12 protein-coding genes, 1 tRNA gene and 1 riboswitch are annotated in these 14,287 nt (G+C 49.9%); of the genes, 3 read left to right on the top strand and 10 right to left on the bottom strand.

Annotated features, from left to right (window positions below; genetic code table 11):
* A partial coding sequence (locus ACR0P9_RS01945) for a hypothetical protein (protein ID WP_432617165.1) occupies positions 1 to 482 on the top strand: 482 nt, incomplete at its 5' end.
* Positions 483 to 506: 24 nt separating this feature from the next.
* Positions 507 to 1,109, top strand: coding sequence for an ABC transporter ATP-binding protein (locus ACR0P9_RS01940; RefSeq protein ID WP_432617164.1), 603 nt, complete (start codon positions 507 to 509; stop codon positions 1,107 to 1,109).
* Between the two features lie 363 nt (positions 1,110 to 1,472).
* Here ACR0P9_RS01940 and ACR0P9_RS01935 read toward each other — a convergent pair whose 3' ends face one another.
* The 8 genes from ACR0P9_RS01935 to ACR0P9_RS01900 form a co-directional block, all read right to left on the bottom strand.
* Positions 1,473 to 2,300 carry a response regulator gene (locus ACR0P9_RS01935; RefSeq protein WP_432617163.1) on the bottom strand — a complete coding sequence of 276 codons (828 nt, stop codon included), beginning with the start codon at positions 2,298 to 2,300 and terminating at the stop codon, positions 1,473 to 1,475.
* Positions 2,301 to 2,305: 5 nt separating this feature from the next.
* A complete protein-coding gene (locus ACR0P9_RS01930) occupies positions 2,306 to 3,583 on the bottom strand; it encodes a sensor histidine kinase (RefSeq protein WP_432617162.1) in 1,278 nt (425 codons plus the stop codon).
* Positions 3,584 to 3,924: 341 nt separating this feature from the next.
* Positions 3,925 to 4,001 (bottom strand) — tRNA-Arg (locus ACR0P9_RS01925).
* Positions 4,002 to 4,125: 124 nt separating this feature from the next.
* Positions 4,126 to 4,995 (bottom strand): YitT family protein, encoded by an 870-nt coding sequence (locus ACR0P9_RS01920; protein WP_432617161.1) that lies wholly within the window; start codon positions 4,993 to 4,995, stop codon positions 4,126 to 4,128.
* A complete protein-coding gene (gene glpK, locus ACR0P9_RS01915; RefSeq protein WP_432617160.1) occupies positions 4,992 to 6,518 on the bottom strand; it encodes a glycerol kinase GlpK in 1,527 nt (508 codons plus the stop codon). Before glpK ends, ACR0P9_RS01920 begins: the two co-directional genes overlap by 4 nt.
* 83 nt (positions 6,519 to 6,601) lie before the next feature.
* Positions 6,602 to 7,852 carry a M16 family metallopeptidase gene (locus ACR0P9_RS01910; protein ID WP_432617159.1) on the bottom strand — a complete coding sequence of 417 codons (1,251 nt, stop codon included), beginning with the start codon at positions 7,850 to 7,852 and terminating at the stop codon, positions 6,602 to 6,604.
* Between the two features lie 178 nt (positions 7,853 to 8,030).
* A complete protein-coding gene (locus tag ACR0P9_RS01905) occupies positions 8,031 to 8,468 on the bottom strand; it encodes a MarR family winged helix-turn-helix transcriptional regulator (protein ID WP_432617158.1) in 438 nt (145 codons plus the stop codon).
* Between the two features lie 34 nt (positions 8,469 to 8,502).
* Positions 8,503 to 9,924 carry a radical SAM protein gene (locus tag ACR0P9_RS01900; RefSeq protein ID WP_432617157.1) on the bottom strand — a complete coding sequence of 474 codons (1,422 nt, stop codon included), beginning with the start codon at positions 9,922 to 9,924 and terminating at the stop codon, positions 8,503 to 8,505.
* 177 nt (positions 9,925 to 10,101) lie between these two features.
* Here ACR0P9_RS01900 and ACR0P9_RS01895 point away from each other — a divergent pair, with 177 nt between their 5' ends.
* Positions 10,102 to 10,473, top strand: a complete 372-nt coding sequence (locus ACR0P9_RS01895; protein ID WP_432617156.1) for a hypothetical protein — start codon at positions 10,102 to 10,104, stop codon at positions 10,471 to 10,473.
* Between the two features lie 182 nt (positions 10,474 to 10,655).
* Here ACR0P9_RS01895 and ACR0P9_RS01890 read toward each other — a convergent pair whose 3' ends face one another.
* Both ACR0P9_RS01890 and rpsO read right to left on the bottom strand, forming a co-directional pair.
* Positions 10,656 to 12,779 carry a polyribonucleotide nucleotidyltransferase gene (locus ACR0P9_RS01890; RefSeq protein WP_432617155.1) on the bottom strand — a complete coding sequence of 708 codons (2,124 nt, stop codon included), beginning with the start codon at positions 12,777 to 12,779 and terminating at the stop codon, positions 10,656 to 10,658.
* Positions 12,780 to 12,975: 196 nt separating this feature from the next.
* Positions 12,976 to 13,242 carry a 30S ribosomal protein S15 gene (gene rpsO / locus ACR0P9_RS01885; RefSeq protein ID WP_246566489.1) on the bottom strand — a complete coding sequence of 89 codons (267 nt, stop codon included), beginning with the start codon at positions 13,240 to 13,242 and terminating at the stop codon, positions 12,976 to 12,978.
* Between the two features lie 754 nt (positions 13,243 to 13,996).
* Positions 13,997 to 14,114: riboswitch (TPP riboswitch) on the top strand.
* The last annotated feature ends 173 nt before the right edge of the window (positions 14,115 to 14,287 follow it).

Genomic DNA, 14,287 nt, shown 5'->3' with positions numbered 1-14,287 from the left:
TTATTTTTGCAATTTTTATTCATTTTAACAAAAAACTTTTTCTTGAACCGATGCAGATGGTGCGGCATGGAAAACATATATTTGCAGATATATTGACGACAGGAATTGCATATGCGCTAATCTTTGTTGCAGATATATATGCAGTCATTGCTGCCGAAGCGGTGTATCTTCATTTGCACATATCCATTGCCTATTTGACAGATATTGGCTTAGTGTTTGCAGATGTTTTGCAGATGTATTTGGTATACACCCTACTATATGTACTGTTAGAACGCCCCGCTGTTGCACAGACAATACAACTCGTTTTGTATTTAGGAATTTCAACCATCATCCTCTCTGTACAATATGCGCGGAATGACTTAGCATATGCTGCACCGATTTTTTATCAGTGGTGGGTTATGCTGCTCATTGATGCAGTGCTTTGCGGCGTGTTGTATGTGATACTGTCACGCAAAGATTTTGTCGGAAGACAAACGCAATAAATTTGTGAGAAAGGCGAAACACATATGATAGAGATTCAGAATATGAGCAAACAGCTCAAACACAAACCGGTTTTATCAGACATTACCTTAACTTTAAAAGAAGGAAATATATATCTGCTCAAAGGACATAACGGCTGTGGAAAAACCATGCTTCTGCGTTCGATTTGTGGACTGCTCAAACCGGATAGCGGGAAAATTGTCTATCCGGAAGACACGCGGTTTGGTGTGATTATCGAAAACCCAGCATTCATCAACTATGAAACAGGCTGGCAGAATCTGACGTATCTCGCGTCTATCAAGCATTTGATCGGCAAAGAGCAAATCGAAGAGGCTCTGAGCAAAGTGAATTTGCTGGATGCAAAGGATAAAAAGGTAAAAACCTATTCGCTTGGCATGAAGCAGCGGCTTGCCATTGCGCAGGCGATGATGGAAGATCCGCAGGTTCTTTTGCTGGATGAGCCGTTTAATGCGCTGGATACGGAAAATATCGAAGCGGTAAAACAGATTTTACTCGAAGAAAAACAGAAACATAAAATCATCGTTGTGGCAGCGCATATGATGGAATCTTCATTGGAAGATATATTCGATCAGGTTTTTACCATGTCAGATGGAAAAATCGTGTCATAGATGATAGGACATAAGAAAAAGGCGGTTCCGCAAGGAATCGCCTTTTTTCGTCTGTATATAACTTTTACGCTGCTATAGCTTACGACTGATTGGTGCCAGCCGCAAGCTATATGCCAGCAAACCCCGGATAGCTTTAACGCATTCCTTTCATGTGTGTTTCGGAACGCGTTCCCATCTGCGCCCAAAACCCACGAGCGACAACAGCCAGACAACTCATCCCCATCTGGCGTTCACTCTGTAGCTTTAGTATATCAAAGCCGTAACATCATTACAGTCTCTAGACCATCTCAATATCATCTCAAACAAATTTTTTCTCTGCTATTCTGCATGTCTATGCGCAAATATATATCATATTGCGTGCAATCAGCCCATATTTCCCAGATTTGCTGTCGTCATTTCTGCCCAAGAATACTGTGCCATGTATTCGCCGCGATATTTATTTACAGCAGCCGCATCATGATTCAAAAACCGATAATAGTCGCAATCGAGCATATGGCAGTCGATAGCCACGCTGTTTCTGCTGCGAATCAGTATATCTTTGATGCCGTTTTTCTGAAAGGTCTTGCGCAAATCATAAATCAAATTTCTGCACTGGCTGCGGAGCGAACGCGTTTCGCTTTTATCCTCCCACAAAATGCCGATCAGCTCGCCAATGGTGCAGCTTGCGCCGCGCCGATCAATCAGATAGGCCAGCAGTTCCTTGCTCTTGCTGCGCTGAAAATGCAGCGGTATTCCGTCCCAAAACACCTCAAAGTTGCCGAAGCAGCGCACGGTCAGCAGCTTACTCTGCTGTTCCTGTGTCTCTCCCCAATGTTCCGCGCTGTCGCGCTCTTGAATCGGATAGCGCAGATTGTCCAACGCAGTCCGCACGTCCTCTTCCGTCACCGGCTTGAGCAAAAATCCGCTGACATACAGTCGGTGCGCGCTCAAAGCGTATTCAGCATATCCCGTGACAAAAATAATATTGATGGTACCGCAAATATCTTTGATGCGCTTTGCCAGTTCTAAGCCGTTCATACCCGGCATCTCAATGTCCAGAAACACAACATCTATATCATGCTCTTTGACAAACTCCAGCGCCCGTACCGCTGTGTTCACACCCACATGATTGCCGGCAGGATCTACAGATATAAGTATCTTTACCAACGCATTGATTGCCAGCTGCTTGTTGTCCACGACCAATGTATTCATACTGCTTACCCTTTCTTTGGAATGCGAATTTTGACTATGGTACCGATTTCCCCACTATCAATCTCCAAAGAGCCATTACATTGCGCCGCAAGCCGCATCCGAACATTGTCTAACCCAACACTTTTGCGTTCCATCTGTTCTTGTGTCGCACTGTCAAATCCATATCCATTGTCTTTTACTATGATACTATACGACCGCGCATCCTCCCTTGTCGCAATCGTAATCACGCCTCCGCTGTCCCGCATCGCCATCCCATGGCGCACGGCATTCTCTACAATCGGCTGTACACTGAGCGGCGGCACACAAAAATCCTGTACAGCCAGGTCATACTCTACCTGAAAGGTTTCATTCGGATCCGCTTGTTCCAAGGACAAATAATGTCGAATATGTTCAAGCTCCTTGGTAAACGGAATCATACGCGTGCTGCCCATCGCGTCCAGATTGCTGCGCAGGTAAACCGCAAAATCTTGTACCGCGCCTTCCGCTTTCTTCGGATCCTCTGTACACAGCTCTTGAATCGCCAGCAGGGAATTGAAAATAAAGTGCGGCTGAATCTGCCCCATCAACAGCTTTACTTTGCTGTCTGACAGCTCCAATTCCTGCTGCATCATAATCCGCTGTTTGTTGTGCTGCCGCATAACCTCAAGCAGCAGCATAGAAATCGTCACCGACGGATAAATCAGCATCAACGTGGACGCATAATTCTCCATCAGAATCGCGGCAATCGGTGTGCCCAAATATAAAGCTGCGCTGATAGCCGTATCCCATTTTGATTTTGTGCGGCACAAAAATAAAATAGGAATCATCAACAGCAGCTGCACCAACAGCATATTGTCCGGCAGCATACTGAGCGGTCCCCAAGTAAAATTGTTTTCGCTGTCCAAGGTAAACAGAATGCCGGTTTTGATATTTACCACGATGAGCAGGGAACTGGCAACGCCCAACACGAAGACAACATGCGCCAGCACCAAGGGTATGCCATGTCTGATCTGTTCAGACTCACACAGCATGTAAAAGACAAGGATGAAAAAGCCTGTACATGCGAGCGGATTAAAAATATAGGTCAGAACATTGCCGGTCACAGTCAAAGCATTCAGCCCCGGCATCTCGGTAAATGTCCACGCAAACAAATCTCCCACCGCGGTGATGATATGCATGAGCAGCACCGTTAAAAATGTATATTCCAACTTTTGTTTTTTGCGCTCCAGCAGAATAGAAGCTAAAATTATCGCGTCAACGATAACTGTAAACATTTCCAGCGTCTGATTAATGATACTACACACGTCGTTACCACATCATTTCTTGAGATATTGCGTAAATTACGCGCTATACGGCGTCAAGCGAATCGGCTGCAGTCTTGAAACCATTTTGTATAAAATTTGCCATTTTATCCAATTTTTACATACTCAGAGTACCACTGCCCCCCCCCGAATGTCAAGACGATATTTCAGCTATTTTCGTATATTCGCAGGATTTTTTGTATTTTTTGCCATTTTTCCTATTTATATGAGGATTTCGTTGCAAAAAAGAAAGCGTCTACTCCAAAAGAAGTACACGCTCTACCCACCTCGAAATTTCATTTGAGAAAAAAGTAAGGCAACTACTCGAAATCAAGTAGTTGCCTTGGTACGCCAGAAGGGATTCGAACCCCCGACCTTTTGGTTCGTAGCCAAACACTCTATCCAGCTGAGCTACTGGCGCATACCGTTTTTGTTTTTTGCGTCATCCCTGACTGCTTGATTAGTATACCAAGTATTTGGCGTTTTGTCAACAAAAATTTGAAGTTTTTTTAAAAAACATTTTTACAGCCTATTTCAAGGCTTTTTCAGGCGGGTTCCTCCTGTTCCGGCGCACCGGACGAGCTCTTAATATGTCTGCCGATAATCTCCGATACATCGCTGATCGTGACGAAGGCAGAGCCATCGTATTCTTTGATGATGCGCTTCAGCTCATTGATCTCCAAGCGAGTCAGCACGCAGTACAGCACGACCTTCTTGCCGCTGATAAGTCCCTCACCTTCGAGGATGGTACAGGTGCGTCCCAGCCGCTGATAAATCATGTCCGCCAGCAAGCCGGAGTGGTCGGTAATAATCATCGCCGCCTTCGCCTGTTCCAGACCTTCTTCTACCATGTCAATGACCTTGAAGCTGATAAAGTATGTGAGCAGGCTGTACATCGCGCGATCCCAGCCGAACAAAAAGCCCGCCGCCACATAAATCACGACATTGATGCCAAAGATGACCTGACCGGTCGAGAAGTTGGTGCGCTTGCTCACAATCATGGCAACCACTTCCGAGCCGTCCAGACATCCGCCGCTGCGCAGTACCAAACCCACGCCGACACCCAGCGATACGCCGCCGAACACGACTGCCAGCAACTCTGAGCTGGTTGCGTTTTGGAATTCCGCAAAGACTTCCAAAAACACGGTGAAAATCACCATGCCGTAAATGCCGCTCACGAAAAACCGTTTGCCCAGCTGCCGAAATCCCAAAAGCAGAAACGGCAGGTTGAGTACCACGATAAAAATACTAATCGGCTGCAGCGTCAGCTGATTTAAGATGATACTGATGCCGGTGATGCCGCCGTCCAGCACGGTATTCGGCACCAGAAACTCTTCCAGTGCAAATGCCGCGAGAATCGCGCCCGCCGTAATCATCAGGTATTGCAGCAAATACTCTTGGATTAATTTTTTCAATTGTCATCCGTCCTTTCTGATGTATTGTATGAAGCACTCGCCCAATCTCTGCAGCGGGAAACCGCCTTTTCCCAGCCAGCAAGCTTTTTCATGCGCTGTGCGCTGTCCATCCCCGGCTGGAAGGTGCATTCCGCCGTGACCGTGCGCTTGATGTCTGAGAGATCCGTCCAGAAGCCGACAGCCAGTCCCGCCAGAAATGCCGCGCCCATCGCCGTAGTTTCCACGCAGGCAGGGCGTGTCACCGGAACATGGCAAATATCCGCTTGGAACTGCATGAGAAAGCTGTTGGCACTTGCGCCGCCGTCCGCACGCAGCGTTTGCAGCGCAATACCCGCGTCCTGTTGCATCGCGCGCAGTACATCCGCTGTTTGATATGCCAGTGACTCCAGCACCGCACGCACGACCTGTGCCCGGCTGGTGCCGCGCGTCAGACCGATGAGCATCCCGCGGGCATATGGATCCCAGTACGGTGCGCCCAAGCCGGTAAATGCCGGTACAAAGTACACGCCGCCGGTGTCGCGCACAGACTGCGCCAGAGCCTCAGTATCCGCCGATTGCTTGACCAAGCCCATTTCATCGCGCAGCCACTGAATCGCCGCGCCTGCGACGAACACAGAGCCTTCCAGCGCATATGTCACTTCGCCATCTCGTTCCCAAGCAATGGTCGTCAACAGCCCGTTATGGCTCTCTACCGGCTTGTCTCCGGTATTCATGAGCAGGAAGCAGCCTGTGCCATACGTATTTTTCGCATTACCCGGCTCAAAACACGTCTGTCCAAACAGGGCAGACTGCTGATCTCCCGCCACACCGGCAATTGGAATCGATACGCCGAACAGTTGCGGCTCGGTCTCTCCCAAAACACCGCTGGACGGCACAACTTCCGGCAGCAGCTGCATGGGAATATCCAGCTCGCGGCAAATGGCAGCGTCCCACGCGCGCTTGTGAATGTCAAACAGCATGGTTCGCGCCGCATTGGTCACATCAGTCACATGCCGTTTGCCTCCCGTTAAATTCCAAATCAGCCAGCTGTCCACCGTGCCAAACAGCAGCTCTCCGCGCTTGGCGCGCTGTCTCGCGCCCTCTGCGTGGTCGAGAATCCAGCTGATCTTTGTCGCAGAGAAATAGGCATCGACGAGCAAACCGGTCGTCTTGCGGATGTACGGCTCCAGACCGCGGGCACGCAAATCTTCTGCCATCGAAGCGGTTCGGCGGCACTGCCAGACAATCGCCGGTGCAATCGGCTTTCCCGTCTGCTTGTCCCAGATAATTGTTGTCTCGCGCTGGTTGGTGATGCCAATCGCTGCGATTTGCTGCGGCTGAATGCCCAGCTTGTCTATCGCTTCCCGACAGACCGCGCGCTGTGCCTCCCAAATCTCTTGTGCGTCCTGTTCCACCCATCCATCGTGCGGATATGCCATGTGCAGCGCGCGCTGTGCCATGGCGCACAGGCTGCCCTGCCGGTCAAAGATAATACAGCGGGCACTGGTCGTGCCTGCGTCAATCGAAAGAATATACTGTTTCATCCTACCATTCTCTCCTAGCATTTTTTTAGCGAAAAAACAAAAACGGCGCAGCAATATTTGCTGCGCCGTTGCCTGCCTGTTGTTTATGCTCTGAGCAATTTTTCGTAATACGCTTCATCCTGTACTTTTCCTACAGCACAAATCGAAGCCTGCTCAAAATTGAAGATTCTGCGTGCCAGATTGGCAATATCCTCCTCTGTGACAGCATCATACAGCGCAATGACTTCTTCCAGCTCCAACGCACGGTCAAAGAACATCTCACTGCGTCCCAGCTGATTCATTCTGCCCGATGTACTCTCCAAGCCGAGCAGCATATTGGTCTTTGCCTGTTCACGGCAGCGGCGCAGCTCGGAACGATCCGGTCCTTCCTCTGCCAGACGCAGGCACTCTTCCTTAATCAGCTCTACTGCCTTGCGCTCGGTCTCCTTTCCCAGCGCGGTATAGATGGCAAACATGCCGGTGTCCTCATGGGAGGTGTTAAACGAGTATACCGAATAGCACAGGCCGTTTTCCTCACGCACGGTGCGGAACAGACGCGATGCCATGCCGCCGCCCAAAATCGCTCCCATCAGTGCGTTGACATAGCGTTCCTCTGCGCGAATCGGCAGACCCGGAAAGGCAATGCACAGATGGTTCTGCTCGATTTCCTTCGGGCGAACGACAATCTTCGGCGCATACTCCGCCGGTTCAATGACGTTGCGTCCGCTGCCCTCCATCTCGGAGAACAGTTCGCAGATAAACTGCAGATCGTCCTTGGTAAATGATCCGGCAATCGCGACTACAGTATCTTTCGGACGATAATACTCATCCATATATGTATGCAGGGTGTCGCCTGTCATCTTATCCAAGCATTCTTCCTTGCCAAGAATCGGGCGTCCCAGCGAGAAGCCGTCATAGCAGGCTTCAAAGATTTTCTCCGTTGCTACATCTTCCGGAGAATCCTCATACATGTCAATCTCTTCGAGAACGACACCGCGCTCCAGTTCCAAATCCCGTTCACTGAACGTGGAATGCAGGAACATATCCGCGAGGATTTCCACACCGGTCTTGAGATGTCTGTCCAACGTCTTTAAATAAAAGCAGGTGCACTCTTTTGTCGTAAAAGCGTTAACCTGTCCGCCGATGGCATCCATGGCAATGGCGATATGCTGCGCAGAGCGTTTCTCTGTGCCCTTAAACACCATATGCTCGATAAAATGCGAGATGCCGCTGAGTTGTTCCGGCTCGTGTCGGGAGCCGTTCATAATCCAAATGCCAATAGCTGCCGAACGCATACCCGGAACATGTTCCGCCACGATGCGCACGCCGTTTGGCAATGTGATACGGTCGTACATCAATATCTCTCCCTTGGCGATTCCGTAAAAGGAATCTCTCTATTCTACTGTCTATTTTAAGTATAACATACAATAAACCGGATGCGAACTGTTTTGGTGGTTTTTTATTAAAACATCCTGTTAACTTTTTGTTTCGTCAGATAAAAAAAGAAGCTGGGATTTCTCCCAGCTTCTCACCCTATCCTTGTGGCATTTGGAACAGTTCGTCATGATGCGCGCCAAGCAGATTGACACCCTGCTTGAGCAAGCGCATGAATTCCCGTGCATCTGCCTCGCCGAGAACCCGCAGCAGCCATGCATAGCCGTCTAATTCCTTTTTATAGACGTGTTTGGCATACTGCTGTCCGTTTTCTGTCAGACAAACGAGAACTTTTCTCCGGTCGTCTGTGCCCGGCGTGCGCTCAATATATTCTTTGCGTTCTAACTGCTTGAGGATATTCGCCACACGGCCGGAGGTCAAACCGACATGCTCTGTCAGTTCTCCCGCACACACCGCCTCATTCCGATGCGCAAGCATCAATAGAATCTGTGCCTCTCCTCTGGCTGCGATGCAATCCGCGATCCAACTCAGTTGGCGCGCATTCTCCATCTGCATCTCAACCAGTTCTTTTGCCATTCTTTCATACTCCACACCGATTCACCTCTGCACATTACTTAATAATGTTAGAAGGCTTGTAGTTCTGATACTTCGGTTTCTTATGGGTCTCATGTGCCCAGATGTCGTCAGCTTCCTTTGCCCAGCAAGCAGCGTAATCCTTGCACTTGCCGCACAGATGCTCTACCGGCTCCGGAGATTCCAAATCCGTGCTGTGTGCGCCGGTCTCATGGACCATCTTCTGCAGCAGCTCCGGATTCTCCAGCATCGGACACGGACGCAGATGGTTGTGGTTGAACGGCTGACCGTTGTGATATGCCATGAACAGCGGGCTCTGCAGGATCTCCAGAATCGAGCTGTCATGGATGTTTGCGTTGGAATAATGAATGAATACACACGGCTCTGCGTCACCGGCAGAGTTGATGTGGAAGTAGTTTCTGCCGCCTGCGATGCAGCCGCCGACAAACTCGCCGTCGTTCTGGAAGTCCATCGGGTAGAACTCGATGTCAGACTTGCTGGAACGGATGTAACGAATGCGCTCGATCATGTACTTGCGCTGTTCCATGGTCGGCATCAGTTCCGGTACCGCATTGTTGCCAACCGGCATGTAATGGAAGTAGAAGCCGAAGCGTGCGCCCTTGTCAGAGATCATCTTGAGGAACTCATCGCTGGTAACAGCATCAATGTTGTGTCTGGTGTAGCAAATGGATGTGCCAAACAGAATGCCGTACTTCTTGAGCAGATCCATTGCGCGCATAACTGCTGCGTAATGACCCTCGCCGCGGCGCTCGTCGTTGGTCTCCGGGGTGCCCTCAATGGACAGCTGGAAGGTCAGGTTGCCCAGACGGACAACTTCCTTACAGAAATCCTCGTCAATCAGCGTGGAGTTGGTGTACAGAGAGAACTCTACATCGTTGTGCTTCTCTGCCAGCTTCAGGATGTCGTTCTTGCGGACGAGCGGCTCGCCGCCGGTCATCATGTACAGATAAACACCCAGTTCCTTACCCTGCGTGACGATCTTATCCATGTCCTCAAAGCTCATGTTGTGCTTGTGGCCGTAGGTACCGGACCAGCAACCTGCACAGTGCATGTTACATGCAGAGGTCGGATCAAACAGGATCAGCCACGGAATGTTGCAGTCATACTTCTTACGGTTCTTACGAATCTCCTTGGTGCCGCGGAAGAACGCCTCAAAGCCCAGATTCAGGGCTGCCATCTTAGCGACATGCGGGTCGGTCTCGTCGAGCACGCGGTTGATAAAGCGAATCCACTTGTTTCCTTCCGGATGACGAATTGCCTCGCGAACCTTATCGTAATTTTCCTTGGACATGCCGTCGCCCCAGAATTTCTCTGCGAAATCAACAATGTCGAGGAATGCCTTTTCTCTATCCTTCTTTACATTGGACAGCACGCGGTCGATGATAACGCTTGCTGCCGCTCTCTGAGCCTTATGAGAAAGCTCTGATAATCCAGCCATATTGCTTGCCTCCAATTAAGTATCTTTCACTGAAAGTTAATATACGCCGTTCTTCGCATTCTGTCAAGTCTTTTTCGACAGAAATGCAGGTTCTTTTATCAATTCCTTGCTTTTTTTCTCAGATAACGATATACTGAAAGAACATTCTGTGTATCAATCAGAAAGGAGTTCTTCCCCATGCGTCTGCTGTATCTGCTGGTCTGGGATGCGATGTTCTGCATTGTCCTGAGCATCAGTCATTTTGCTTCTATCACGCTGATTTCCTCAGATTCCAGCTACATTGTCGCCCTTATCACCCTCGCTGTCTGCGGTGCATTTCTCGGTCATCTGTCGCATATCGACGGATTAACCATTGTTTTCGTCACGGTTCCCGCGCTGTATGTCGCGCTCGCACCATTTCTCGCGCCGATTCTCAACTCTCTGGCGCTTCCGCTGCCGGCCGGTATCTCCTTGGTGCCGTCTGTTCTGCTGTCCTCGGACACGCTGCTGCTGCGCTATGCCGGTGCACTGACTGCCGGATACACGCTGTGGAAAAAAATGCAAAATTAAGCATTTGCATCAACTCGCACCAACTATCTGCTGACAAGATATTCTGTTTTGTCAGCGTGTAGCACCGATGTTTCTCCGGCGCACAAGGAATTTTTTCCCATATCATCTCGTACCAAAAAGGCTGTACCCTTACGGATACAGCCTTTTTCTTTTATTTCAACAAGAGTTGTCAAAGTTCTCAATTACAGGACTTTTTCCTCTTCCTTTACGTCCTTGCGGGACAGGTTGATGCGGCCCTTGTCATCAATCTCAATGACCTTAACCCAAACCATATCGCCGACATTGACAACGTCTTCGACGCGCTCTACACGGTGCTTCTCCAGCTTGGAGATGTGAACCAGACCGTCCTTACCCGGTGCAATCTGTACGAATGCGCCGAAGCCCATCAGACGAACAACCTTGCCGTAGAATACATCGCCGACTTCCGGATCCTTGACGATGGTTTCAATCATCTTCTTTGCCTTCTCGCCGTCGGAACCGTTGATCGCAGAAATGCTTACGGTGCCGTCCTCAGCGATGTCAACCTTTGCGCCAGACTCAGCAGTGATCTTCTGAATCACAGAGCCGCCCTTACCAATAACATCACGGATCTTGTCCGGATTGATGTGAATGGTCATGGTCTTCGGTGCCCACTGGGAAACCTCAGCGCGCGGCTCAGCAATTGCCTTGAGCATAACATCGTCGAGGATCTTGTAACGAGCATCGCGGCACTTGCGGAATGCTTCCTTGATGATGGACGGGGTCAGACCGTCAACCTTAATATCTACCTGAATACCGGTGATGCCCTTCTTGGTACCAGCTACCTTGAAGTCCATATCGCCGTAGAAGTCCTCAACACCCTGAATATCGGTGAAGGTGGTCTCCTGACCGTCATCAGTAATCAGACCGCAGGAAATACCAGCTACCGGAGCCTTGATCGGAACGCCTGCGTCCATCAGAGCCAGCGTGGAACCGCAAACGGAACCCTGAGAAGTAGAACCGTTAGAGGACAGAACCTCAGATACGACGCGGATGGCATACGGGAACTCCTCTGCGGACGGCAGTACCGGCAGCAGGGAACGCTCAGCCAGTGCACCATGACCGATCTCACGACGGCCAGGGCCGCGGGACGGACGGGTTTCACCAACAGAGAAGGACGGGAAGTTGTAGTGATGGATATATCTCTTCTCCTTCTGCTCGAAGATGGTATCCAGTGTCTGTGCATCGGACAGAGTGCCCAGCGTGCAGACAGACAGAACCTGTGTCTGACCACGGGTGAACAGGCCAGTGCCATGTGCGCGCGGCAGAACGCCAACTTCAGATGCCAGCGGGCGAACTTCTTCCATGCCGCGGCCGTCAACGCGCTTGCCCTGGGTCAGCCAGTGGCGAACAACCTTCTTGCACAGCTTGTCAACGATCTCAGAGATCTCAGCAGCGCGCTCGGTAGCAACCTCTTCGCCCAGCATCTCGTCGATCTCTTCGCGGACAACCTGCATGCGTGCGTCACGGACGGTCTTGTCGTCGGTGTCAAAGGCAACCTCTACCTTTGCGCGTGCGAATGCTTCGATCTGGTCGAACAGCTCATGATCGACATCATGATGCTCGTACTCAAACTTCGGCTTGCCGATCTCTGCCTTGATGGAGTCGATGAATGCACACATCTTCTTGATTTCTTCGTGTGCAAACAGCAGGCCGTCCAGCATCTGATCTTCCGGAACTTCCTTTGCGCCAGCCTCAATCATAACGATCTTCTCTGCGGTGCCGCAAACCGTTACGTCCATCAGGCTCTTCTGACGCTGCTCCAGAGTCGGGTTCAGAACGAACTCGCCGTCTACCAGACCAACATCAACACCAGCTACGGTGTAGTTGAACGGAATATCCGAGATAGCCACTGCGATGGAAGCACCATTCAGAGCAGTTACCTGCGGGGAGTTGTCGTAGTCGTTGCCCATAACGGTGCACACGATGGATACATCGTTGCGCAGATCCTTCGGGAACAGCGGACGCATCGGGCGGTCGATCTGGCGGGAGGCGATGGTAGCCTGCTCGCTTGCCTTGCCCTCACGGCGCATAAAGGAACCCGGGATGCGGCCTACTGCATACAGCTTTTCCTCAAAATCAACGGAAAGCGGGAAGAAATCCACGCCCTCGCGCGGCTTCGGGGAAGCGGTAGCGGTAACGAGAACAACAGTATCGCCGTAGCGAACCAGCGCGGAGCCGTTTGCCAGCTGAGCCACCTTGCCGGTCTCAACCGTCAGCTCACGACCTGCGAACGTGGTCTTAAATACGCGCTCTTCATCAAATGACTTATGGGTAATCGTCGTCATAACTGTCTCCTATTCTTAAAAAATTCTTCGTTTTTTCGGAAAGTCCGACAGTCCTTCAAGCACTTGAAGCAGATGTGGCACCAGCGTCCACACTTCCTTCAACTGCTCAAGGAGTTGCCGTCCAGTCCATTCCTACATAAACGGGCAGAGAGGACGACCGCAGCGTGTGCGGCCTTCCTCTCTCATGAACAAGTACTTACTTTCTGATGCCGAGCTTAGCGATGATAGCTCTGTAACGCTCGATGTCCTTCTTCTTCAGGTAAGCGAGCATGTTGCGGCGCTGACCAACCATCTTCAGCAGGCCACGACGGGAATGGTTGTCGTGCTTGTGCTCCTTCAGATGCTCGGTGAGCTGCTTGATGCGCTCGGTCAGGATAGCAATCTGTACTTCCGGAGAACCGGTATCGGTCTCGTGGGTACGGTTTGCAGCAATAACTTCAGCCTTCTGTTCTTTGCGGATCATAATTAGACACCTCATAATAAAATATAGTTTGTATAGCTTTCCGCACACCGGGCAGCGGCTCAGGTGTAAGGACACGGTCAAACGTGTCCGGTATCCAGACTGCTCAGTGAGGGGGATACGCTAACTACTGCATCATATCATACAGGAAGCCGTTTGTAAAGTAAAAATTTTCGGATTTTTTTCCTGTATTTTGTACATATCGCAATTTTCCGACGCAGCACACGCAAATTGTTTCTTTTTGCAGCGTACTCGTACAGATTATACAAGTTTTCCTGCCAATACCCATTCTTTTTTTACTGTTTGGTTGCAAATTTCCATGAAATCCATTTGTGCAAAATCTTGCATTTTCTGTCGAACACAGTCGGGATTTCCCGTCATTTCTGCATGAGCAAAAAGTGTGTCCTGCATCCGTTGTAAACTTGCACAGTCCTCTGCCGGAAGCCCTTGTTTTGTTTCATGAAATTTGTATCTTTTCAGGGAGATAGGGCAATGCTATAATACATCCATCAACAACAGACAAGCCACTGAGCAATCAGTGCTGTGTCTACTCTCCGTGCTTTTCCGCACGGATTCCTCTTTTTCTCTTTTCTGAAATGAAAACACATGGCGGGGGCTGTGCAATCGTGCGGCCTGGAGGTCATGTGTTTTTCTTTTGTCCTCAGATATTTTTTGCAGATTCTTGCATTTTTGCTGGTAATCTTGTGCACTTCCTCTTTTTACCATTGACATTCTCTGAGCGGTTTGCTACAATAATACCAATTTACAGGGGAACTAACGCATGTCCTTCCGAGGGCATCGAGTTGAGAAGGTTAAAACCTGACCCTTTGAACCTGTCGGTTAACACCGTTGTAGGAAGTAAAGGTATTTCGGATACTGAATCCAGATATGCATTGATTTCCTGCGAAATCAGTGCATTTTTTGTTTCCTACGTTGTTCCCACTTTCTTTTTTAGGAGGATCAGCATGTACAAAACACAGATCGAAGCAGCAAAGCAGGGAATTATCACCCCGCAGATGGAAGTTGTCGCAAAGAAGGAAAACATGGA

Source organism: Butyricicoccus sp. (assembly GCF_050872565.1).
In the GTDB taxonomy this organism is placed as follows: Bacteria; Bacillota; Clostridia; order Oscillospirales; family Butyricicoccaceae; genus Butyricicoccus_A.
Note: the sequence above shows the minus strand (reverse complement) of the source record. Positions and strands in the feature narration are given on the sequence as shown.